The 21,625-nt window shown below is 74.7% G+C and carries 19 protein-coding genes; 10 read left to right on the top strand and 9 right to left on the bottom strand.

All coding sequences use genetic code 11. The annotated features are described in order from the left end of the window. Positions 1-6: 6 nt before the first annotated feature. Together ND486_RS07275 and ND486_RS07280 are read right to left on the bottom strand one after the other, a co-directional pair. Positions 7-1,332 carry an amidohydrolase family protein gene (locus ND486_RS07275; RefSeq protein WP_179761503.1) on the bottom strand — a complete coding sequence of 442 codons (1,326 nt, stop codon included), beginning with the start codon at positions 1,330-1,332 and terminating at the stop codon, positions 7-9. A 1-nt stretch (position 1,333) separates the two neighbouring features. Continuing rightward, the gene (locus tag ND486_RS07280) at positions 1,334-1,978 is read right to left on the bottom strand and encodes an NYN domain-containing protein (RefSeq protein ID WP_073576110.1); all 645 of its coding nucleotides are present in this window, start codon (positions 1,976-1,978) and stop codon (positions 1,334-1,336) included. A 67-nt stretch (positions 1,979-2,045) separates the two neighbouring features. On the opposite strand from ND486_RS07280, the gene paaI reads away from it, so the two are divergent. Continuing rightward, positions 2,046-2,495: a hydroxyphenylacetyl-CoA thioesterase PaaI gene (gene paaI / locus ND486_RS07285; RefSeq protein WP_251783338.1), complete on the top strand. Its 450-nt coding sequence runs from the start codon at positions 2,046-2,048 to the stop codon at positions 2,493-2,495. 24 nt (positions 2,496-2,519) lie between these two features. On the opposite strand, the gene ND486_RS07290 is transcribed toward paaI, so the two are convergent. From ND486_RS07290 to ND486_RS07305, 4 genes are all read right to left on the bottom strand, one after another. Beyond that, positions 2,520-3,611: a nitric oxide synthase oxygenase gene (locus ND486_RS07290; RefSeq protein ID WP_308215826.1), complete on the bottom strand. Its 1,092-nt coding sequence runs from the start codon at positions 3,609-3,611 to the stop codon at positions 2,520-2,522. A gap of 805 nt (positions 3,612-4,416) precedes the next feature. Beyond that, positions 4,417-5,229, bottom strand: a complete 813-nt coding sequence (gene trmB / locus ND486_RS07295; protein WP_251783339.1) for a tRNA (guanosine(46)-N7)-methyltransferase TrmB — start codon at positions 5,227-5,229, stop codon at positions 4,417-4,419. Next, on the bottom strand, positions 5,222-6,220 hold the full coding sequence (locus ND486_RS07300) for a glycosyltransferase family 2 protein (RefSeq protein WP_202417942.1): 999 nt from the start codon (positions 6,218-6,220) through the stop codon (positions 5,222-5,224). Before ND486_RS07300 ends, trmB begins: the two co-directional genes overlap by 8 nt. Before the next feature lie 65 nt (positions 6,221-6,285). Then, positions 6,286-7,026 carry a glycosyltransferase family 2 protein gene (locus tag ND486_RS07305; protein ID WP_062403950.1) on the bottom strand — a complete coding sequence of 247 codons (741 nt, stop codon included), beginning with the start codon at positions 7,024-7,026 and terminating at the stop codon, positions 6,286-6,288. Between the two features lie 477 nt (positions 7,027-7,503). On the opposite strand from ND486_RS07305, the gene ND486_RS07310 reads away from it, so the two are divergent. Beyond that, positions 7,504-8,166 carry a hypothetical protein gene (locus ND486_RS07310; RefSeq protein ID WP_251783340.1) on the top strand — a complete coding sequence of 221 codons (663 nt, stop codon included), beginning with the start codon at positions 7,504-7,506 and terminating at the stop codon, positions 8,164-8,166. Next, positions 8,156-8,434, top strand: coding sequence for a DUF6802 family protein (locus tag ND486_RS07315; RefSeq protein ID WP_251783341.1), 279 nt, complete (start codon positions 8,156-8,158; stop codon positions 8,432-8,434). The genes ND486_RS07310 and ND486_RS07315 overlap by 11 nt, the downstream gene beginning before the upstream one ends. 8 nt (positions 8,435-8,442) lie before the next feature. Here ND486_RS07315 and ND486_RS07320 read toward each other — a convergent pair whose 3' ends face one another. Continuing rightward, the gene (locus ND486_RS07320; protein WP_251783342.1) at positions 8,443-8,895 is read right to left on the bottom strand and encodes a hypothetical protein; all 453 of its coding nucleotides are present in this window, start codon (positions 8,893-8,895) and stop codon (positions 8,443-8,445) included. An 88-nt stretch (positions 8,896-8,983) separates the two neighbouring features. Continuing rightward, positions 8,984-9,568: a TetR/AcrR family transcriptional regulator gene (locus ND486_RS07325; RefSeq protein ID WP_073576103.1), complete on the bottom strand. Its 585-nt coding sequence runs from the start codon at positions 9,566-9,568 to the stop codon at positions 8,984-8,986. A gap of 148 nt (positions 9,569-9,716) precedes the next feature. Between ND486_RS07325 and ND486_RS07330 the strand changes: the two genes are divergently transcribed. The 6 genes from ND486_RS07330 (at position 9,717) to ND486_RS07355 (ending at position 19,147) form a co-directional block, all read left to right on the top strand. Beyond that, positions 9,717-11,336 carry an MFS transporter gene (locus ND486_RS07330; RefSeq protein WP_251783343.1) on the top strand — a complete coding sequence of 540 codons (1,620 nt, stop codon included), beginning with the start codon at positions 9,717-9,719 and terminating at the stop codon, positions 11,334-11,336. A 204-nt stretch (positions 11,337-11,540) separates the two neighbouring features. Further along, complete coding sequence (locus ND486_RS07335; RefSeq protein ID WP_208822749.1) at positions 11,541-11,891, top strand: hypothetical protein; 351 nt, start codon at positions 11,541-11,543, stop codon at positions 11,889-11,891. A 387-nt stretch (positions 11,892-12,278) separates the two neighbouring features. Further along, complete coding sequence (locus ND486_RS07340) at positions 12,279-14,105, top strand: phosphoenolpyruvate carboxykinase (GTP) (RefSeq protein WP_251783344.1); 1,827 nt, start codon at positions 12,279-12,281, stop codon at positions 14,103-14,105. Positions 14,106-14,355: 250 nt separating this feature from the next. Beyond that, positions 14,356-16,539 (top strand): carbon starvation CstA family protein, encoded by a 2,184-nt coding sequence (locus ND486_RS07345; RefSeq protein WP_251783345.1) that lies wholly within the window; start codon positions 14,356-14,358, stop codon positions 16,537-16,539. Then, positions 16,536-16,715, top strand: coding sequence for a YbdD/YjiX family protein (locus ND486_RS07350; RefSeq protein ID WP_251783346.1), 180 nt, complete (start codon positions 16,536-16,538; stop codon positions 16,713-16,715). Before ND486_RS07345 ends, ND486_RS07350 begins: the two co-directional genes overlap by 4 nt. A gap of 347 nt (positions 16,716-17,062) precedes the next feature. After that, positions 17,063-19,147, top strand: coding sequence for a hypothetical protein (locus ND486_RS07355; protein WP_251783347.1), 2,085 nt, complete (start codon positions 17,063-17,065; stop codon positions 19,145-19,147). A 3-nt stretch (positions 19,148-19,150) separates the two neighbouring features. Here the strand turns inward: ND486_RS07355 and ND486_RS07360 are convergent, their stop codons facing one another. After that, positions 19,151-19,489 (bottom strand): hypothetical protein, encoded by a 339-nt coding sequence (locus ND486_RS07360; RefSeq protein WP_251783348.1) that lies wholly within the window; start codon positions 19,487-19,489, stop codon positions 19,151-19,153. A gap of 122 nt (positions 19,490-19,611) precedes the next feature. On the opposite strand from ND486_RS07360, the gene ND486_RS07365 reads away from it, so the two are divergent. Beyond that, on the top strand, positions 19,612-21,591 hold the full coding sequence (locus ND486_RS07365) for a serine hydrolase domain-containing protein (RefSeq protein ID WP_251783349.1): 1,980 nt from the start codon (positions 19,612-19,614) through the stop codon (positions 21,589-21,591). The last annotated feature ends 34 nt before the right edge of the window (positions 21,592-21,625 follow it).

Genomic DNA, 21,625 nt, shown 5'->3' on the forward strand with positions numbered 1-21,625 from the left:
GAGCGCTCAGACCTGCCCGCGCAGCCGCGCCGAGATCGACCGCACCGCGGCGAGCGACGCCCGGCGGTCGGCCCGGGTCGGCTCACCGGCGTCGATGACCTGCTCGCCGCCCACCCACACGTCGTGGACCAGGCGGGAGCCGCCCGCCCACACCAGGTTAGACACGAGCTGCGCGTCGTCCGACGGCGCGACGAACGCGGAGTCGTCGGTGTCGACGTGCACCACGTCCGCCCGCCGCCCGGCCTCCAGCGCGCCGAGGTCGTCGCGGCCGATCGCGTGCGCGGCGTCCGCGGTGCCCATGAGCAGCACGTCGGCGGCGGTGAGGGCGGCGGCGTCGTCGGCCCCGACCCGCGCCATCAGCCCGGCGAGCCGCGCCTGGTGCCAGAGGTCCAGGTCGTCGCAGGAGGCGGGACCGTCGGTGCCCAGCCCCACCCGGACCCCGGCCCGGCGCAGGTCCAGCAGCCGGGCGGTGCCCGCCGCGAGCTTCGCGTTCGAGCCGGGACAGTGCGCGACGGCGACGCCGTGCCGGGCGTAGACGGCGATGTCGTCGTCGGACAGGTGCACCGAGTGCGCGGCGAGCACCCGCCCGCCGAGCGCGCCGCCGGCGTCGAGCATCGCCGGGACGGAGCCGTGGGCCTCGCGCACGTGGGCGTCCTCGCCGCGGGACTCCGCGACGTGGGTGTGCACCAGCGCGCCGCGCTCGCGGGCGGCCGCGGCGACCGACTCCAGGGCGCCGGGCGGCAGCGTGTAGGCCGAGTGCGGGCCGTAGCCGAGCTCGATCCGGCCGTCGTCGTCGGGGATCACGCCGCGGGCGTCGATCCGGGCGGAGACGTCGTCGCGCATCTGCTCCCAGGTCCCGAGCCGGTCCCAGCCGGGCGCGGCGATGATCCCCGGGGTGAGCACGGCCCGCGAGCCCGCGGTGCGGACGGCGTCGGCCAGGGCGTCGGTGAAGAAGTACATCTCGACGCTGGTGGTGCAGCCGGTCCGCAGCAGGTCCAGGCAGCCCGCGAGCATCCCGGCGTGCACGTCCTGTTCGGTCAGCAGGCCCTCCGCGGGCCACATGACCTCGGTCAGCCACGGCATCAGCGGCAGGTCGCCGCCCATCCCGCGCAGCAGCGACATGGGGGTGTGGCAGTGCGTGTTGACCATGCCGGGCATGAGCAGCCCGGGCAGCGGCCGCACCACGGCGTCGGTCGCCGGCGCGTCGGAGGCCGTGCCGAAGAACGCGATCCGGCCGGTGTCGTCGACGTCGAGGACCGCGTCGCGCACGACCGGGAAGCCGGGCGTGCAGGGCAGCGCGACCGGGGCGGTGAGCCGCTGGAGGACCGCCATGTCAGCGGCGGTCGAGCAGCGAGCGCAGCGACCGGAACGGCGGCAGCCAGGCGCCCTCGTCGGGCAGGGTCTCCAGCGAGACGCGCGGCAGCGGCTCGCGGAACACGCCGTCGATGTCCTCGAGGTCGAGGAACGACAGCGTCTCCGAGGCCAGCGCGAACCCGGCGTACTCGCGGAAGCCGATCACCGTGACGTCGGTGCCGACCTCGATGAGCTTCTCCAGCGGCTCCCGGAACGCCCGCCCGTCCCCCGAGGCGACGACGACGTGGCGCAGCCTGCCCTCGGCCGACCGCATGCCGATGTGGGCGAGCATGTCGTCGTCGACGTCGGAGTCCTCGCTGGTCTTCGGCTTGGCGAAGACGGCGAAACCCACGTTGCGCAGGGCCTCGACCCAGGGCCGGACGATGTCGATGCTGCCCGGGGCGACGTTGGTGAACACGCACGCCTCGGCCTCGGCCTCGGGGCCGGCGAGGTCGAGCAGCCAGCGGCCGACGGCGTCGAACCGCGGACGGTAGGCCGAGGTGGGGCGGGCGCCGAGCAGCGAACCGAGGCTCATGTCCATGTTGGGCGCGTCCCACACCAGCAGCACGCGCTCCTGCGGGCCCGTCGGAACGCCGCGTCCGTGTTGCCCCGTCCCGCTGCTCATGCCGGGGAGCCTAGCCGCCGTCGCCCCGCCCGCCCGGCCCGGCGCCCACGCGGGTGAGACTGTCCCCATGGAGAACCCACCGACCGGGCCGGAGCAGCTCGCCACCCGGACCGCCGCGATCATGCGCGACGGCGATCGGGCGAGCCGTGCAGCGGGCGTCGACGTCGTCGCGGTCACCCCCGGACGGGCGACGGCGACCATGACCGTCCGTCCCGACCAGGTCAACGGGCACGGGGTCTGCCACGGCGGCTACCTGTTCCTGTTCGCCGACACCGCGATGGCCTACGCCAGCAACTCCCACGGCGTCTCCGCCCTGGCCAGCGGCGCGGACATCGCGTTCCTGCGCCCGGCGCGCGAGGGCGACGTCCTCACCGCCGAGGCGGTCGAACGGGCCACGAGCGGCCGGTCCGGGCTCTACGACGTCACCGTCCGCGCCGCCGACGGGACGGTCGTCGCCGAGTTCCGGGGCCGCACCCGGCAGGTGCCGGGCCTGAGCCCGGTCACCGCCCGGCCCTGACCGGCCCTCGACCCTGACCGGCCGTCAGCCCTGGTCGTCGCGGGGCCGCAGTCCGTGCGGCTCCAGGAACGCCGGCCGCAGATCCGGGTCGGGCTCGTCGTAGTAGCGGTGGAAGACCGGGGTCTGCGAGCCCGACATCGGCGGGACGATCCAGCTCCAGTCGGCCGGGCAGCGCCGTCCCGCGGCCTCCTCCTTCGCCAGGAAGGTCATGAACCGCTCGGCCTCGCTGTGGTGGTCGGCCATGGTGACGCCGTCGGCGTCGAAGGAGTAGGTGACCGCGCGGACCAGCTCGACCATCGCCCGGTCCCGCCACATCGTGCGCACCGACCGGGTGTCGAGCCCGAGCCGCTTCGCGATCTCGGGCAGCAGGTCGTAGCGGTCGGTGTCGGCGAGGTTGCGGGCGCCGACCTCGGTGTCGAGGTACCAGCCGTTGAACGGGGCGGCCGGGTACACGACCCCGCCGATCTCCAGCGGCATGTTGCTGATGGCGGGCACCGAGTGCCAGCGCAGCCCGAGCCGGGCGAACCAGGGGTGCTCGGGGTGGCGCAGCGGGACCTCGTGCACGGCGTCCGGCGGGACGTCGAACAGCCGGGACCGCCCGTCCGGGCCGGTGATCAGCAGCGGCAGCACGTCGAACCGGCCCGCCGGCTGCGGTCGCGGCCACCCCATCCCGACGACGTGGTCGGTGAAGTCGGCCTGCCCCGGGTCCCCGGTGACGGTGCCGTCGGGGTTGCGGTGCCCGGCGTAGCGGACGAGCTGGTCGTTGCGGATCCGCGGGCCGGGACGCCCCGGGGCGTCCGGCGCGAACACCGTCATCGTCGAACGGATCTTCCCGCCGCGGGTGGCGGCGCGCAGGTGCCCGACGCTCTCCTGCGCGATGTCGGCCGGGTCGTGCAGGTGGCGCAGGTCGCGGACCTGCAGCGACTGCCAGTACAGGCGCCCGATGCAGCGCGCGGAGTTCCGCCAGGCCACCCGGGTGCCGAAGACCAGCTCGTGCGTGGTGTGGGTGTAGGTGCCGACCCGGTCGATCTCGGCGCGGACCTGGCGCAGCCGCTCCGGCAGCGGGACGCCCGGCTCGGTCTCGGCGTACACCTGGCGCAGGAACTCCTCGGCCACAGCCGGGTCGACCGGGGCGGGGTCCCGCTCGTCGGCGACGCCGGGGGGCGGCGGGTGTCCGCCGAAGCGTCCGTGCCCGGTGACCGGGCAGCCACCGGTGGCCTCGGCCGGGGGCGCGACACGGCTCCCGGCCGACGGCGCGCCACGGCCCTCCACCGGCGGTGCGGTGCGGGTCTCCGCCGGGGGCGCGACGCGGGTCTCCGCCGGGGGCGCGACGCGGACGACCGCGGTCGCGGCGCCCGGGCCGTCGACCCGGTTGAGGACGTGCTCGCGGCTGCCCGCGGCAGGCCGCTGCGATCCCGGGGCCGGGGTGGTGCCGGAGCCGGGGGTGCTCCCGGGGGCCTGGGCTGTTCCCGGGACCGGGGTCGCGACGGTCGCGCGCTCCGGCAGCGGCGTCGCGACCGTGGCCCGCTCGGCCGTGGCCTGCTGGTCCCGCAGCGGCCCGGACCCGCCCGGTCCCTGCTCCCGTGGCGGAGCCTGCCGCACCCGCGACCGGTCGACGACGGTCGTCGTCTCCACCCCGGGCCGCGCCACGGCGGTGGTGGCCTGCACGGGGCCCTCGACCGGACCGACCAGCGGGACCATCGACACCGACCGGCCGGACCGCTCCGCGCCGGACTCGCCGGACACCGGGCCGGGCCCCTGACCCGGACCCGACGGGGCGCCCGGCGTCGGGCCCGTCATCGGGCGGGGCGTCGGGCTCGGCCGGAAGCCGGGCGGTCGGTCGACCGGCCGCTTCGGTGCCGCGGGAGCGGGGTGCGAGTTCTTGCCGTGCTCCACCGTCGTCACGGGCGTCCTTCGGGGGTCACTCGGGTGGGGATCCGGGTCGGGGGTACTCCCGACCGTAGTCGGTCACTCTCCGTGTGTCACCGGTGCCGGGGGCGTGGTCGGCGACGTACAGCAGGTCACGAACCGGTCGTCCCTCCAGCCGGGCCCGGTCCTCGAACTTGGTGACCGGACGCCACGACGGGCGGTCCTGCCAGCCGTCCGGACGGAGCGGGAAGCGGTCGTCCGGGCGCAGCGACGGCTCCGCGGAGACCACCCGGCGCATCTGCTCGGCGTAGTGCGGCCAGTCGGTGGCCAGGTGCAGCAGCCCGCCCGGGCGCAGCCGTGACGCCGCCAGCGCGGCGAACTCCGGCTGGATCAACCGGCGCTTGTGGTGGCGCCGCTTGGGCCACGGGTCGGGGAAGAAGATCCGCAGCCCGTCCAGCGACGCCGGCGGGACGGCCCGGGCCAGGAGCTCGACGGCGTCGCCGCGCAGCAGCCGCTGGTTGGTCAGGCCGCCCTGCTCGATCCGCATGAGCAGCTGGGCCAGTCCGGGCTCGAAGACCTCCACGGCCACGTGGTCGATCCCCGGCTCGGCCGTCGCGAGCGCCGCCGTCGTCTCGCCCATGCCGGAGCCGATCTCCAGCACGAGCGGCGCGGTCCGGCCGAACGTCGCCGTCGGGTCCCACACCCCGGACGCCACGACGTCGTCGACCTCGGAACCCCACGTGGACCACAGCCGGTCCCAGGCGGACTGCTGGCCCTCGGAGAGCCGGACGCGCTGGTGGACGTAGGAGCGGATCCGGGTGTCGTGCGGGTGCGGGGTCTCCGGGGCGGTGGTCCGGTCAGGCACCGGTGTTCCGGCCCGCGGGCAGCCGCACGTGGGCGGTCGCGCCGGGCAGCCGGCCGCGGACGTAGCCGGCAGCGGTGACGCCGAAGCAGGCGACGATCGCGGCGGCGGAGGCGGCGTTGCGCTCCTTCGCCTCGCGGATGACGCCCGCGGGCAGCACCTTCATCGTGTAGCTGCTCTCGGTGGACAGCGAGTCCCCGGTCCCGACGACCTTGGACACGGCGGCCTTGGAGATGCCCTCGGCCCAGCCGCGGCGCAGCAGGTAGCGCCAGGAGACGCGGTCGTCGGACACCCGGTGGTCGACGGCGGCGCGCGGCTCGAACAGGATGCGCGGGTTCCGGCCGTCGGCGACGTAGGCCTGCCGGGCCCGGATGCAGAGCTCGGTCTCCTCGCAGCCCAGCGGGTTCTTGCCGATCCGGCCCATGTCCTCGGCGAACCCGCCGACGCGGGTGAACACCTCGGCGCGCAGGGACATGTTGCAGCCCATGAGGTTGCGCATCTCGGCGCGCTCGGTGGGCTGGCCGGTGTAGGTGCAGCCGACGACCCAGTCGAGCTCACCGGTGGCGTTCGGGTCCCCGGGGGCGGCACCGGGCAGCGTCCGCGGACGCCCGTCGGGCCACTTCGGGTGCGCGACCCCGCCGACGCCGATGACGTCCGGGTCCTCGTACGGGGCGAGGAGTGCGTGCAGCCAGCCGGGGCGGGCCGCGGCGTCGTCGTCGAGGAAGACGACGACCTCACCGGAGGCCAGCTCGACCGCGGTGTTGCGGGCGCCCGACAGGCCCTGCTTCTTGTCGTTCGCGACGACGACCACCCCGAGCGGCCCGAACTCGCGTTCGGCCCGCTCGCGCAGGCGCTCGTTGTGGTCGACGACGACGATCGTCTCCAGCGGGGTCACGTCCTGGTCGAGGACCGAGTCGACGGCGGCCTTGATGTCGAACCAGCGCTTCTCGGTGTAGACGCAGACGACCACGGTGGCGGTCGGCAGGGCGCTCACGGCGTTCGGGCTCCTCATGCTGCGGGATCCGGCGGGGGCGGCCGGAGCGGGCGGCGCCGTGGGGCCTAGCGGGCGTATCCCGAGGCCTTGCGACGCTGCTCCATGCGACGGTGCTCGGCCATCAGGGTACGCAGCACGCGCGTGCCGTCGGCGAAGGTCCGCAGGTTGGTCTCGCCGAACATGCGCTCGCGCTCGACCGACGGCACCTCGGTGATCGTCAGGTCGGCGGCCGCGACGCGGCAGTTGAGCACGGTCTCGATCTCGAAACCGTCGCCCCAGAGCATCGAGCCGTCCTCGGGCTGCGGCGCGGCCGGGTCCGGGAGCTCGAGCTGCGGGAGCAGGTCGGCCCAGAAGGCGTTGTAGCCGTAGCAGAGGTCGGAGTACCGCGTGCCGAACAGCCGGTTCGCGACGGTGTTCAGGCCGGCGTTGCCGGACTTGCGCAGCAGCGTGATGTCGTCCGAGCCGCCGCCCTTGCAGAACCGGCTGCCCTTCGCGAAGTCGGCGCCCTTGACCAGCGCGTTCACGAAGGCCGGGATCTCGTTCGGGTCGGCCGAGCCGTCGGCGTCGAACATGACGATGACGTCGCCGGTCGCGGCGGTGAAGCCGCAGGCCATCGCGTTGCCCTTGCCCTTGCGGGTCTGGGTGATGACGCGCGCCCAGGGCAGCGTGCGCCGCGCGACGGCGACCGTGTTGTCGGTCGAGTTGCCGTCGACGACGATGACCTCGTGCACGGCCGGGCGCACCGCGGCGATGGCCGGCAGCACGATCTCCAGGTTCCGGGCCTCGTTGCGGGTCGGCACGATCACCGACACCGCCGGGTTGGCGCTGCGGCGCGGAGCCGGGCGGGGCCGCGGGCGACGGAAGCCCTCGGGTCCCTCCGGCTGCGGCGCCAGCGGAGCGCGCCCGCCGGGTCGGGCAGGGTTCGCCGGGAACGGCGACTGTCCGGCACCGGCACCGTTCTGACGCCCGGGGCGCGCGGGGGCGCTCGCATCGGGCGTGACGGTCGGGCGGGCGGGCGTAACGGCGCTCACACTTCCTCCATACAGGTCCGCTTACTCGTCCAACGACGCGATCACGGTCCGGTTGCGGTTCTGGTGTCGGGCGTCTTCGGTATTGCCCGATCAGTGGACGTCCCTGGAGCCCGTGGGGTTGCCCCGGTCGGCTGATTCGTCCGTGTCCACGCTGCGGTTCAGCCTTGCCCATGAGAGGGGACGACGATCACCCGGGTCCGCTGCGCAGTCCTACGGATCCACCCGGGAACGGTCCCTCCGACACTGTCCGGCATGGACCGGGAACCGCTGTCGGGCAGCATCGGACCGCCGCTGCGCACCGCGCTCGACCAGGCCCGCGCCGATCTTCTGGCGACGTTGTCGGTGCAGGTCGACGGCCTGGCGGCGGACGCGGCCCGGCGCGCGGGGCGGGCCGGCGACGTCCGGTGGTGGACGGCCGCGCTCGACGGTCCCGCCCGCACCCTCGACGACGCCTGGGGGCGCCGCAGCGGGCCGGTCCTGCGCCGCCGCGCGGCCGCAGCCGCACTGCGGCATCAGGGCGCCCACGTGACACATGTCACTCACGTTCCGTCACCGTCGTGTGGCGGGGCTCTCGTCGCCGCGGCGGGCCGGGTGCTCGCCGTCGCACCGGGCCGGGAACGCGGGGCGTGGTCCGGGGCGGTCCTGTCCGGATCGGCGGTGTGGGTGGCGTCGCTCCTCGCGGCCGGCGCGCGGGTGCTCCCGGCCGGGGGTCCCGGGGTGCTGCCCGCTCTCGCGGGGCTCGTCCTGCTGGTGGGTGCGCTCGTCGCGGCCCGGGTGCGGGCGGTCCGCTCCGCCCGGGACCGTGCGCTGGCCCGGCGGGTGCGCGACGCGGTGCTGCTCGCCGCGGACCACGAGCTGCTGCGCCGGATCTCCGACGCCGACCGCGGGCTGCCGGAGGCGTCCCGTGCGTGCTGAGCCGCCGGTACCGGCCGGGAGCACGGTCCTGGCGGGCGCGGTGGTCGCGGCGGCGCTGCCCGTCCCCTGGTGGGTGCGGGTGCCGCGGGCCCGGCTCGGCGTCGCGGGATCGGTCCCGGTGTCCGGGCCCGCCGCCCGCGACGCCGACGGCGACGGTGTGGCGGAGACGCTCGTCGTCGACTCCGGACGGGGTCCGGAGTTCTGGACCGACCTCGACGGCGACGGTCTCGCCGACGCGGTGACCGGCCTGCCCGGAGACCCCGGCTGAGCCCGGGGTCAGTCCTCCGGCTGCTCGGCGGGGGTGCGGCCCTCGCTGTCGGTGTTCGCGCCGCGCCGGAACCGGCCGACGCCGCGGCGCTGCTCGGCGATGGAGCGGTCGATGTCCGCGGACACCTTCTGCTGGCGGCGCCGCTCGCGGATGCGCAGCAGCACGAGCATCGAGACGCCGTAGGCGATCCCGACGATCAGCAGCACGGCGCCGATCTTGAACACGATCTGCTGCACGCCGGTGATGCTGTCGATGTCGATCACCGAGATCATGCCGAGGACGCCGAGGGTCAGCAGGTGGAACAGCACCACCAGCAGTCGGTTGATGGAGTGCGACGTCTCCGTGTTCTGGAAGACGTCCTCCAGGAACGGCTGTCCGGTGCGCAGCAGGATCTGGCCCACGACGACCGTGATCGCCACTCCGACCACGACCAGTGCGAGATAGCCGCCGGTTCCCTCCACAGTGGGCCCCTCCCCGTGCGTGTGCAGGGTTGGAGACTACCCCGCGCGACCGGTTCGACGCGCTCTGCGCGCGAGGTGTTCATCCGTTTCAGGAACGGGCGGCGAGCAGCTCCCGCAGTGTGTCGAGCAGCTCGTCGGTCGACACCCCGCCGGTGAGCGGCGCGCCGGTCAGGGTGCGCAGGTAGAGGCCGTCCCCGACGAGCTGCACCAGCCAGGCCACGACCGGGTCGTGGATCTCCTCGCCGAGCGCGGCGAGCCCGTCGGCGTCGACGTCGGCCAGCGCGCTCCGTGCGGCCTCCCCGGAGGTGGTGCCGTCGGCGATGCGCAGGGTGGCGAGGTAGGTGCGGGTCAGCCCGACCGGCGAGGTGTTGCCCGGCATCGAGGTGCGCAGGTAGTAGGCCACGGTGCCCGCCGTGTCCGAGCGCATCAGCTCGGCGTCCCGGGCGCTGCGTTCGCGCAACCGCTCCAGCAGGCCGCCGACCAGCGACTCCTTGGAGTTGAAGTGGTAGAGCAGCCCGCCCTTGGACACCTCGGCGGCCGCCGCCACCGCGTCGAGGGTGGCACCACCGGGCCCCTGCTCGATCAGCAGCGTCTCGTACGCGTCGAGGACCCGGTCGCGGGCCGAGCCCGGTCCCCGTGTCCCCGCGTTCCGTCGTTCGGAGTGGGACGCCATGGGCGAAGCCTAGTGCCCGTGCCCCGCCTCACAGTCCCGGCCGGGAATGGACTGTACCGTCTGGACGGTATAAAGATGTACCGTCCGGACGGTAAAGCTGCGTCCGGATCCGGGCACCACGGGACGACGAGCACGAGGGAGAACGGCGATGTCACGGCCGGAGGTCGGCGCAGGGGGCGCGGCGATGGACAGGGGCGGGCCGGACGTGGCGCCGCGGCCCGGGCCGCGCGCCTGGCTCGCGCTCGCGGTGCTCGCCATCCCCACGCTGCTGGTGTCGATCGACAACACGGTGCTCGGCGTGGCGCTGCCGGAGCTCTCGGCCGCGCTCCGCCCGGACGCGGCGACGCTGCTGTGGGTCGTCGACATCTACCCGCTGGTGCTCGCCGGGCTGCTGGTCACCATGGGCACCCTCGGCGACCGGATCGGCCGCCGCAGGCTGCTGATGATCGGTGTCGCCGGCTTCGGCGCGGTCTCGCTGCTCGCCGCGTTCGCCACCTCGGCCGCCCAGCTCGTCGCGGCGCGCGCCCTGCTCGGTGTGTTCGGCGCGATGCTGATGCCCTCCACGCTGGCCCTGCTGCGGTCGGTGTTCCTCGACCGGACCCACCGCAGGCTCGCGCTGGCGATCTGGGCGACCGGGTTCGCCGCGGGTGCGGCGCTCGGCCCGATCGTCGGCGGGCTGCTGCTCGAGCACTTCTGGTGGGGCTCGATCTTCGTGATGAGCGTGCCGCCGATGGCGCTGCTGCTCGTCGTCGCGCCGCTGGTGGTGCCCGAGTCGCGGGAGACCGAGCCGGGCCGGCTCGACCTGGTCGGCGTGGTGCTGTCGCTGCTGACGATGGGACCGCTGGTCCTGGCCCTCAAGCTGGCCGGGTCCGCGGGCGGGGTGACCCCCGCCGTCGTCGCGTCGGTGCTGGTGGGTGTCGGCTCCGGGGCCGCGTTCGTCGCCCACTACCGGCGACGCGTGCGGCGCGGCCTGGACCCGCTGATCGACCTGGAGCTGTTCGCCCGCCCCGTGCTCCGGCACAGCGCGCTGGCCAACGCCACCACCATGTTCGGGCTCACCGGGCTGCTGTTCTTCTCCGCCCAGTACCTCCAGCTGGTCGTCGGGTACTCGCCGCTGCAGGCGGGCCTGCTCCTGCTGCCGGGCTTCGTGGTGACGGTCGTGGCCGGGCTCGCCGCCGCGCGGCTGGCCCGCCGGTTCGCGCTGCACCAGCTCGTCGCGACCGGGCTCGCGCTCGTCCTGACCGGCTACGTGGTCTGCCTGTTCCTGCAGGTGGACTCGGCCGTCGTGCTGCTGATGACGGCCGCGGTGCTGATCGGCGCGGGGATCGGGCTGTCCGAGACCGTCACCAACGACGCGATCCTCGCCGCCGCCCCGCCGGAGAAGGCCGGCGCCGCGGCCGCGGTCTCCGAGACCGCCTACGAGGTCGGTGCGGTGCTCGGCACCGCGCTGGTCGGCGGGGTGCTGTCCGCGGTGTACCGGGCGGGTGTCGTGCTCCCCGGCGGGACGCCGTCCTCGGCCGGGGAGACCCTCGGCGGGGCGGCGGACGTCGCGACGACGATGCCCGCCGACACCGCGGCGGCCCTGCTGGCCTCCGCGCGGGAGGCGTTCGTGCACGGGGTGGACGTCGCGTCCGGGGTGGCGGCGGTCGCCGTCGCGGTGGTGCTGGCGACGGCCGGGCTCGGCCTGCGCCGCGCGCACCGGGACGTCCTGGCGGCCGGCGCCTCCGCGGTGGACGCCGACGCCGGACACGCGGTCGCCCGCCGCTGACCGCTCGTCGCGGGGTGTGAGCACCGGGTGACCACCCGTGACGGTCACGGGTGACCGTCCGGCTGCCCGGACGGGTGGTTCCGGCGACGCGCGGCCCCGTCGGACGCTCGTTCGGCGGATCCGGTGTGCCCCGGCTGGTTCACTACGGCTCGTCCGCGGCGACCGGTGCCGGTCGCCGGTGCCGACTCCACACGGGAGACAGCCGTGCCGTACGAGGTGGTCAGCGCCTACACCCTGGTGCTCGGGGAGCACCCCGGTGACTCCGTGGACCGCGCCGGGGATCCCGGCACCGAGGACCACGACGTCGTCCCGGGCCGCCCGGAGGTCTCGGTCCACACCACCGCCGAGGACGCCTGGCGCGCGCTCGACGCCGGCGTCCGTGAGCGCTGCGGGATGCGACCCCGGCCGCGCCGGCGGATCGACCCGGACGCCGTCGTCCGGCTCGCCGACGCGTGGCGGGCCGGTGACCCCGGCACGCGCTACTGGCAGGTGACCGCGCACCGGCTGCCGATCATGGTTCCGGAGCTGGCGCGCGCCGTCGCCGCCGTGCGCTGACCGCTTCCGTTCCTGAAAGCCCTAAGTGGGCTCCGAGAATGCGTTGAAACGGTCGCTTCCGGCCTGCGGGTGAATTTCCGCGACGCTTCTCCCGGAATGTGCGTGCCGATGTCACGGATCGTCGCCGAATCGGTCACCGGGAACAGGTTGCGTTCGTGTGACATGCCTGTCACCTGGGCGGACATCGCCGTCGTCCGTCGGCTACTGGATCGATTTACATGATCGGTGCTGTGCCTGACCTCTCAACTCCACCCATGGGTGGCGCACTATTTCGCAGGTAGCCTCGGAAACCACCTTTTCCCGTCTGGGCCCGTCACCGACTCCGGTCGCGGGCCCGTCGTAGTTCCCCCGGTGACGGGCCGGGGCCGGCGAGGAGAACAGGACGACATGACTGCAGCGACCGTTCCGGGCACCGACAAGGCACCGACCACCAACCAGGGCGTCGCGGCCTGGGTCCAGGAGATCGCCGAGCTGACCGCCCCGGACCGCGTCGTGTGGTGCGACGGTTCGGACGAGGAGTGGACCCGGCTCACCGACCAGCTGGTCGAGCAGGGCACCATCGTGCGGCTCGACCCGGAGAAGAAGCCGAACTCCTTCTACGCCGCGTCCGACGCCGGCGACGTCGCCCGCGTCGAGGAGCGGACCTTCATCTGTACCGAGACCGAGCGCGGTGCCGGGCCGACCAACAACTGGGTCGCACCCGCCGAGATGAAGCGGACGATGACCGAGCTGTACCGCGGCAGCATGAAGGGCCGGACCCTCTACGTGGTCCCGTTCTGCATGGGCCCGACCGACGCCGAGGACCCGAAGCTGGGCGTCGAGATCACCGACTCCGAGTACGTCGTGATCTCGATGAAGATCATGACCCGGATGGGCGCGCACATCCTGCCGCTGCTCGACGAGGCCGGTGACCGCTGGGTCAAGGCCCTGCACTCGATCGGCGCCCCCCTGGCCGAGGGGCAGGCGGACGTCCCGTGGCCGCACAACGAGGACAAGTACATCAGCCACTTCCCGGAGACCCGGGAGATCTGGAGCTACGGCTCCGGCTACGGCGGCAACGCCCTGCTGGGCAAGAAGTGCTACGCGCTGCGCATCGCCTCGGCCATGGCCCACGACGAGGGCTGGCTCGCCGAGCACATGCTGATCCTCAAGCTGATCAGCCCGGAGGAGAAGGCCTACTACGTCGCCGCCGCCTTCCCGAGCGCCTGCGGCAAGACCAACCTCGCGATGCTGCAGCCGACCGTGCCCGGCTGGCGCGCCGAGACCGTCGGCGACGACATCGCCTGGATGAAGTTCGGCGAGGACGGCCGGCTCTACGCCACCAACCCCGAGTTCGGGTTCTTCGGCGTCGCGCCGGGCACCAACTGGAAGACCAACCCGAACGCCATGCGCACCATCGAGGCCGGGAACGCGCTGTTCACCAACGTTGCGCTGACCGACGACGGGGACGTGTGGTGGGAGGACCTCGAGGGCGACCCCCAGCACCTGACGGACTGGAAGGGCAACGACTGGACGCCCGACTCGGGCGTCAAGGCCGCACACCCCAACTCCCGCTACACCGTGCCGATCGACCAGTGCCCGGTCGTCGCGCCGGAGTGGAACGACCCCCAGGGCGTGCCGATCTCGGCGATCCTGTTCGGTGGCCGTCGCAAGACCACCGTCCCGCTGGTCACCGAGGCCCGCAGCTGGCAGCACGGCACCTTCATGGGCGCGACCATGTCCTCGGAGAAGACCGCGGCCGCGGCCGGCACGGTCGGTGAGGTCCGCCGCGACCCGATGGCGATGCTGCCGTTCCTCGGCTACAACGTCGGCGACTACTTCGCCCACTGGGTCGCCACCGGCAAGGGCGCGGACGCGGACAAGCTGCCGAAGATCTTCTACGTCAACTGGTTCCGCCGCGGCGAGGACGGCCGCTTCCTGTGGCCCGGTTTCGGCGAGAACAGCCGCGTCCTGAAGTGGTGCATCGAGCGCCTGGAGGGCAAGGCCGCCGCCGTCGACACCCCCATCGGGTTCGTGCCGACCGCCGACCAGCTCGACCTCGACGGCGTCGACGCCGAGCGCTCCGACGTCGAGGCCTCGCTGGCCGTCGACGTCGAGGAGTGGAAGGCCGAGATCCCGCTGATCGAGGAGTGGTTCGCCACGATCGGCGAGGACAACCTCCCGACCTCGATCCGCGACGAGTTCGAGGCACTGAAGCAGCGCCTCGGCGCCTGACCCACCGCGGCCCCGGCCGCGCGGGACCCGCGGAGCCCCCGCACACCGCCCGGTGTGCGGGGGCTCCGTGCTGCGTGCCGACCACACCGGAGTCGCCCCGTCCGCCGCCCGCGCGGACGGGACCCCGGGTCGAGACTCGGTAACGGCGGTCCCACGACCGGTGACAGCGAACGTTGCTCGACGTAACGTGCCCGACCGGGCCGGCTCCACGACGGCGTCGGTCGCGCACGGTGCACGAGCAGGGGGCGGCATGGTCACGACGGAGCGACCGGGAGATCCACGGGGCGGGGGGACGGGCACGGCCCGTCGTCGTGACCCGAAGCAGATCGCGATCTGGGTCGCGGTGGCGGTGGTGGGGGCGATCGCCTGGTCGATCGTCGCGTTCACCCGCGGCGAGGAGATCTCCGCGGCCTGGCTGGTGTTCGCCGCGGTCGCCTCCTACGCGATCGCCTACCGCTTCTACTCCCGCTTCATCGCCCACCGCGCGCTGCGCGTGGACGACACCCGTGCCACCCCGGCCGAGCGCCTCGACGACGGGCAGGACTTCCAGCCCACCGACCGCCGGGTGCTGTTCGGCCACCACTTCGCGGCCATCGCCGGTGCGGGCCCGCTGGTCGGTCCGGTGCTCGCGGCGCAGATGGGCTACCTGCCCGGCACGATCTGGATCATCGTCGGCGTCGTGTTCGCGGGCGCGGTCCAGGACATGGTCACGCTGTTCTTCTCCACCCGTCGCAGCGGGCGCAGCCTCGGCCAGATGGCTCGCGAGGAGATCGGGCCGGTCGGCGGGACGGCGGCCATCGTCGCCGTCCTCGCGATCATGGTGATCCTGCTGGCGGTGCTGGCGCTGGTCGTCGTGCAGGCCCTGGCCGACTCGCCGTGGGGCACGTTCTCGCTCGCGATGACGATCCCGATCGCCTTGTTCATGGGCTTCTACCTGCGCTACCTGCGACCGGGGAAGATCATCGAGGTCTCGGTGGTCGGCGTCGCGCTGATGCTGCTGGCCATCGTCGGCGGCGGCTGGGTGCAGAACTCGTCCTGGGGCGAGGTCTTCCACCTGACCGCGAACCAGCTGACCCTCGCGCTGGTGGTCTACGGCTTCGCCGCCTCGGTGCTGCCGGTCTGGATGCTGCTCGCGCCGCGCGACTACCTGTCGTCGTTCATGAAGGTCGGCGTGGTCGTGCTGCTCGCGGCCTCGATCCTCCTGGCCTGGCCGTCGCTGCAGATGGACGCGCTGACCCGGTTCGCCTCGGACGGGCAGGGCCCGGTCGCGGCGGGCTCGCTGTTCCCGTTCGTCTTCATCACCATCGCCTGCGGTGCGCTGTCCGGGTTCCACGCCCTGGTCGCCTCGGGCACGACGCCGAAGCTGATCCAGAAGGAGTCCCAGATCCGGGTCATCGGCTACGGCGCGATGCTCACCGAGTCCTTCGTCGCGATCATGGCGCTGGCCGCGGCCTGCATCCTCGACCCCGGCCTCTACTTCGCGATGAACATGCCCGCGACGGTGCTCGGGCCGACCGTCGAGACCGCCTCCGCCGCGGTGCAGCAGATCGGGTTCACCATCTCCCCCGCCGACCTGACCGCGGCCGCGCAGGCGGTGGAGGAGCAGACCCTGGTCGGGCGCTCCGGCGGGGCGCCGACGCTGGCCGTCGGGCTGTCGACGGTGTTCTCCCAGGTCTTCGGCGGCGACGCGATGCGGGCCTTCTGGTACCACTTCGCGATCATGTTCGAGGCGCTGTTCATCCTCACCACGGTGGACGCCGGCACCCGCGTCGGGCGCTTCATCCTGCAGGACACGGTCGGCAACGTCTGGCCGCGCTTCCGCGACACGGGCTGGCGCCCGGGTGCCTGGATCTGCAGCGCGGTCATCGTCGGGGCCTGGGGCTACCTGCTCTACGCCGGCGTCAACGACCCGCTGGGCGGGATCTACCAGCTCTTCCCGCTGTTCGGCATCGCGAACCAGCTGCTCGCGGCGGTCGCGCTGGCCGTCTGCACGACGCTGCTGATCCGCACCGGCCGGGCCCGCTACGCACCGATCACGCTCGTGCCGCTGGTGTTCGACGCCGTCGTCACGCTGACCGCGAGCTACCAGAAGATCTTCTCCGACAACCCCAAGCTCGGGTTCTGGGCCCAGCGCGACCAGTACCGGGCCGCGCTCGACGCCGGGAAGACCAGCCTGGGCACCGCCAAGACCGTCGAGGCGATGCAGAAGGTCGTCGTGAACACGACCGTCGACACCGTGCTCACCGCCCTGTTCGCGGTGCTCATCGTGATCGTGCTGGCCGACTCGGTCCGGGTGTGGGTCGCCGCGCTGCGCGGACGCCCGCTGCCCGGCGGCTCCGAGGACCCCTACGTCGAGTCCCGGATCCAGGCGCCGGCCGGACTCGTCGCCACCCGCGAGGAGCGCGAGCTCGCGCGGGCCGGGGGCTCCGGATGAGCCGGGTCCGGGCGGTCTGGACGTTCCTGCGCGAGCTCGCCGGGGAGCGCGACTACGAGCGGTACCTCGCCCATCGGGCGGCCCACCATCCGGGTGCCCCGGTGCTGGGCGAGCGCGAGTTCTGGCGGGAGCGGACCGACCGTCAGGACCGCGTCCCGTCCGCTCGCTGCTGCTGACCGGGTATTTCACTCCGATGGAGCAGTGCCCGGACGGACTCGGTCACCCACTGTGGACGGCGGAGGGTGCTGAAGGGGGCGTCGTTGCACGGTATCGACGAGATCGGCCCAGCGTGGCGCCCCAGCAGGTAGCCTCTCGCGGGGAACCGGGGACGTCCGAGTGGACGAACCCGCACCCGCCGTGTGCCCCGAAAGGGACCCGGCTCCGTCGCTCGTCGTGACGGTGGCCGACCGGTCCCGGCCGGAAAGTCGCGGCGGAGGCGGAACACCGGGCCGTCCACGGCGATACACACCGTGAACGTCGTCCCCGGGGCGACGACACAGGTACGGCGGAGGTGTGAGGCGAGATGCTGGACGTCCGGGTGTCCGAGGACACGGACATCGACGCGCTCGTCGCGTTCGTCGAACGGCTGGCGTCGGCCGGCCGCGGCGGAGCGGCACCGCGGACGGCGGCGGCGCGGATCACCGGCGACGTGCGCGCCGGCCGGGTGCCCGCCGGTCTGCGGACCCTGTCGACCGCGCTGGGGGCCGCGGCCCCGCCGCGCCCCGAGGAGGACCCCGCCCACCCGTCGACGTTGCTCGGCGTGGTGGCCGAGGAGCCGCTCGTCGTGCTCTCCGACACCAGCCCCGGCGAGCTCGCCAGGGCGCTGGCCGAGCTGACCGGCTACGGCATGCGCGTCCTGCTGACCGGTGCGCCCGCCGAGCGCGTCGCCGCGGTGCACGACGCGCTGCCGGCGAGCGTCGCGGGCCGCGTCGCCACGTCGTTCCCGGAGCTGCCGGTCCCCGAGCTGCAGCGGCTGCGCCGCCTGCTCGCCCGGGTCGGCGCCGACCGCACCGCCCGGCGCGGCCAGCAGCTCCCCGACGCCGACGGCATGCCCGACCCGGCCGACGTCGCGGGCTGCTGCGAGCGGGCCGGACGGGTCGTGGCCGGGGCCGAGACCGGTGAGGCCCGGATCGTCCCCGGCCTGCTGCGCGACCTCGACGCCGACCGGCGCGGGGCCGTCACCCAGGTCGCCCGCTGCGTGCTGCGCTCGCTGGAGACCATCGCCGCGGCCCCGGACGCCGACCGGCTGCGCGAGGTCGTCGGCCGCCTGGTCCACCAGGGCCTGCGCGCCGAGTTCGAGGCGCTCCAGGGCCACTCCGCCCGCCAGCGCGACGACCGCGCCCGCTACGCCGCCGGCCCCGCGATCGAGATCGTGGAGCCGCTGCCCCAGGGCGGCGCCGACGTGATCCGCCGCTACCTGGACTTCCTCGACTCCGGCGGCCGGACCCGGTCCTACTTCCGCCCGCAGGAGCAGAAGGACGCCGAGCCGCACCTGCGCCGCTTCCGCGTCGCCGGTGAGGCCCCGCAGAACCACGACCACGTGGTCGCGATCGTCCACCACCTCGACCTGACCCGCCGCGACGACGAGATCGCGCGGCTGTGCTCGGTGCTGGGGCTGCCGATCCCGCGGGACCCCTCCGAGCTGCCCGCGCTCACCGACACCCTGGACCGGGTGGCGGCGACCGCACGGTCGGTCGGCGCGCTCCGCCACGACGTGCTGTTCCTGCAGCAGGACTCCCCGGTCTCGGTGCCGGACCTGGCCGCCGCGGAGCGGGTCGCCCGCGCGATCGTCGACTACGACGAGCACGGCGACCCCGCCGAGGCCGCCGACGAGCTGGAGCGCCTGGCCGCCGCCTGCGCCGACCGGGTGCCCGACGGGGCACGGGCCCCGGAGCACGAGGCCGTCGTCGCGGCGCTGCGGGCACACGACCCGCAGGCCTACACCGAGGCGTGCGAGGAGCTCGACCGCGCCCGGCGCGAGGTCGCCGACCGGGACGAGCTGGACCGGCTGCTCGGCGAGCTCGCCGGGACCCACCCGCAGCTCGCCGAGACCTGGGCGGCCGACGCCGGCCGCGGCGTCCCGGGCTTCGGCCTGGTCGTCTCCGAGCCCGTCGACGACGTCCTCGCCACGCTGCCCCCGGCGGACACCGCCGACCTGGTGGTCGTGCTGGGAGCGGGTGCGATGCAGGCCGACGGGCTGCTGCTGACCGCGGCGGCGCCGCGGATGCTCGCCGTCGTCGGTGACGAGCCGCGGGCCGCCTCGTCCGGGACGACCCTGCTCGAGGTGCTGAACCAGGCCTCGGCGCGGTTCCTGCGCGGCACCGGGGACCGCACCGCCGCCGTGCGGCCGGACCCCGCGGTCCCGGTCGTCCCGCCGCTGTCGTCGGTGCCCGCCGCCCGTACGGCCCCGGAGGTCCCGGTCGCCGTCCCGGCGCAGGCCGGACCGGTCACCGCCCACGAGGCGGTCGAGACGCCGGTGCCCGCACCGCGCCCGGCCCCGCGCGGGTCGGACCCGGCCCCGCGCGACGACGAGCCGTCCCGCCCGTCGACGCCGTCGGCGATGGCCCCGGGCCCGCGACCGGCCGTCACGGGCGGCCGGGAGGACTGAGCGTCAGCTGCTCGCGCGGATCCCGTCGGCGACCTGCGCGAGCAGCACGAACGGGTCGGTGTCCGGCGGCCCCGCCGGCTGCCAGCGCTGCCTCGAGGCGGGGTCGGCGACGCGGTACAGCGTCCAGCTGCCCGGCTCGGGGTCGTCGGCCCGCAGCTGCGCCAGCGCCGTCGACGACCACGCCGCACCCAGTTCCGGGAACGCGGGCGGCCGCCGGTCGAGGATCGTGACGGTGCTGCCGGCCGTGGTGTAGGCGATCCGGCGCCGGTCGCTCTCACCGTCGGGTACCTGCTCGGTGCACCAGGTCGCGAGCTGCGTGCGGACCTGCTCCGGGACTCCCATGGCGCGACATGGTCCCCGATCGGGCCTCGCGCGGGGAAGGGCGGTCTCCGTCGGAGGTCGTAGGCCGCGGTGCCGACCTGCGCCCGATGTGCCGGGGACCCGTTCCGGCGAGGCTCGACGACATGATCACCGCACGCCGGACCGGCGGCCCGCCCCGCCGTCGCCCCGCCGCCATCGCCCTGCTCGTCGTGCTGGTCGCGGCCCTGGTCGGCGGCTGCGCGGCCCCGGCCGCGCCGGCCCCCGACCCGGCCCCGCGGGCGGCCGTCCCGACCGCCCCGCTCGGCCCCGCCGACGTCGGCGCCTGGCTGGACGGCCTCGTCCCCGCCGCGCTCGACCGGACCGGCATCGCCGGGGCCGCGGTCACCGTCGTCCGCGACGGGCAGGTCCTCGCCACCCGCGGCTACGGCTCGGCCGGACCGGGCAGGCCGGTCGACCCCGACCGGACGCTGTTCCGGGTCGGATCGGTGTCGAAGGTGGCCACCGCGGTCGCCGTACTGCAGCTCGCCGACCGCGGCCTGGTCGACCTCGACGCCGACGTCCGCCGCTACCTCGACATCGACGTGCCGATGCCCCGGGGCCCGGTGACCCTGCGGAACCTGCTGAGCCACACCGCGGGCTTCGAGGAGCAGATCCGCGGCCTCATCCGCACCGCGCCGGGCGGCCCGTCGCTGCGGGAGTTCCTCGCCACCGACCCGCCCGAGCAGGTCGGCACCCCCGGCACCGTGCCGTCGTACTCCAACTACGGCTACGGCCTGGCCGGGTACGTCGTCGAGCGGGTCACCGGGGAGCCCTTCGAGCGCTACGTGCAGCGCGAGGTCCTCGACCGCGCCGGCATGACCACCGCGACCTTCGACCAGCCGCTGCCCGCGGCCGCCGCGGCGGCGATGTCGGAGGGCTACACCAGTGTCGACGCCCCGCCGGCACCGTTCGAGTTCGTCGGCCCGGCCCCGGCCGGGTCGCTCAGCGCGTCGGCCACCGACATGGGCCGGTTCGCCTCGGCCCTGCTCGGTGCGCCCGGTTCGACCCCGCTGCTCTCCCCGGCCGCGTGGGCGCTGATGCAGCGCCCGGCGCTGGGCCCGGACACTCTCGGTGCGCTCGCCGACGGCCCGCGGATGGCACCCGGCCTGTTCGACGAGAGCCGCAACGGCCACCTGATCCTCGGCCACGGCGGCGACACCCAGTGGTTCCACTCGCACCTGCAGCTGTACCCGGCCGAGCGGATCGGCGTGTTCGTCACGACGAACAGCAGCGGCCGCGGCGGCGCGGACACCCTGGAGCTGCGGCGCGCGGTGACCGAGGGGTTCACCGACCGCTACCTGCCCGGCGCGGCGGGCCCGGCACCCGCCCCGGACGCCGGCACCCCGGCCCGGGCCGCCGCGATCGCGGGGACCTACGAGTCGGCGCGCCGGTCGGCGAGCACCTTCATGGGCGCGATGAACCTGATGGGGCAGATGCGGGTGGCGGCCCGCCCGGACGGCACGCTGCTGGTCTCCCCCGCCCCGAACGACGTCCGCCCGGCCGCCTACGCCGAGGTCCGGCCCGGGCTGTGGCGGGAGGTCGGCGGCCAGCGGCTGCTGACCGTGCGCACCGACGCCGACGGCCGGGTCACCGCGCTGGGCCACGACGCGGCGTTCACCGAGCTGCCGGTCGGCCCGCTGCGCGACGCGGCGCTGCTCGGCACGGTGCTGGCCGGTTCGGTCGTGGTGCTGCTCGGCGCGCTGGTCGCCCGGCCCGCGGGGGCGCTGTGGCGGCGCCGGTACGGCGTGGTCGTCGCGGCCCGGCCGCGGACCGACCGGGTCCTGCACGGCCTCACCCGGGCGGCGGCGGTGGCCGCGCTCGTCGCGCTCACGGGCTGGGTGGTCTCGGTGCTCACGATCGCGTCGCTGGTCGACGTGCCGCTCCCGGTCCTGCGCGGGCTCCAGGTGCTCCAGTGGATCGGGCTGGCGGGCGTGCCCGTCGCGGCGGCCGGGGTGGTCACCGCGCTGCGCTCCCGGGCCGGCGGGTGGCAGGTGACCGGCCGGGTGCTGCTGCTGGTCGCGCTGGCCGGCGTCGCGGTGGTGGCGGTCGTGGCGGGCCTGCTGCTGCCGAGCCTCACCTACTGAGCCCTACGATCACCCCACCCGAGGCCGGAGACCC

The sequence above is a fragment of the Pseudonocardia sp. DR1-2 genome, assembly GCF_023717215.1.
GTDB classification, from domain to species: domain Bacteria; phylum Actinomycetota; class Actinomycetes; order Mycobacteriales; family Pseudonocardiaceae; genus Pseudonocardia; species Pseudonocardia alni.

What these genes read in the sequence shown, in the direction of transcription:
- paaI (WP_251783338.1), top strand. Translation starts at nt 2,046, where the DNA reads ATGGAGAACCCACCGACCGGGCCGGAGCAGCTCGCCACCCGGACCGCC.
- ND486_RS07345 (WP_251783345.1), top strand. Translation starts at nt 14,356, where the DNA reads ATGGTCACGACGGAGCGACCGGGAGATCCACGGGGCGGGGGGACGGGC.
- ND486_RS07365 (WP_251783349.1), top strand. Translation starts at nt 19,612, where the DNA reads ATGATCACCGCACGCCGGACCGGCGGCCCGCCCCGCCGTCGCCCCGCC.
- ND486_RS07330 (WP_251783343.1), top strand. Translation starts at nt 9,717, where the DNA reads ATGTCACGGCCGGAGGTCGGCGCAGGGGGCGCGGCGATGGACAGGGGC.
- ND486_RS07280 (WP_073576110.1), bottom strand. Translation starts at nt 1,978, where the DNA reads ATGAGCAGCGGGACGGGGCAACACGGACGCGGCGTTCCGACGGGCCCG.
- ND486_RS07355 (WP_251783347.1), top strand. Translation starts at nt 17,063, where the DNA reads ATGCTGGACGTCCGGGTGTCCGAGGACACGGACATCGACGCGCTCGTC.
- ND486_RS07360 (WP_251783348.1), bottom strand. Translation starts at nt 19,489, where the DNA reads ATGGGAGTCCCGGAGCAGGTCCGCACGCAGCTCGCGACCTGGTGCACC.
- ND486_RS07325 (WP_073576103.1), bottom strand. Translation starts at nt 9,568, where the DNA reads ATGGCGTCCCACTCCGAACGACGGAACGCGGGGACACGGGGACCGGGC.
- ND486_RS07350 (WP_251783346.1), top strand. Translation starts at nt 16,536, where the DNA reads ATGAGCCGGGTCCGGGCGGTCTGGACGTTCCTGCGCGAGCTCGCCGGG.
- ND486_RS07310 (WP_251783340.1), top strand. Translation starts at nt 7,504, where the DNA reads ATGGACCGGGAACCGCTGTCGGGCAGCATCGGACCGCCGCTGCGCACC.
- ND486_RS07340 (WP_251783344.1), top strand. Translation starts at nt 12,279, where the DNA reads ATGACTGCAGCGACCGTTCCGGGCACCGACAAGGCACCGACCACCAAC.
- ND486_RS07275 (WP_179761503.1), bottom strand. Translation starts at nt 1,332, where the DNA reads ATGGCGGTCCTCCAGCGGCTCACCGCCCCGGTCGCGCTGCCCTGCACG.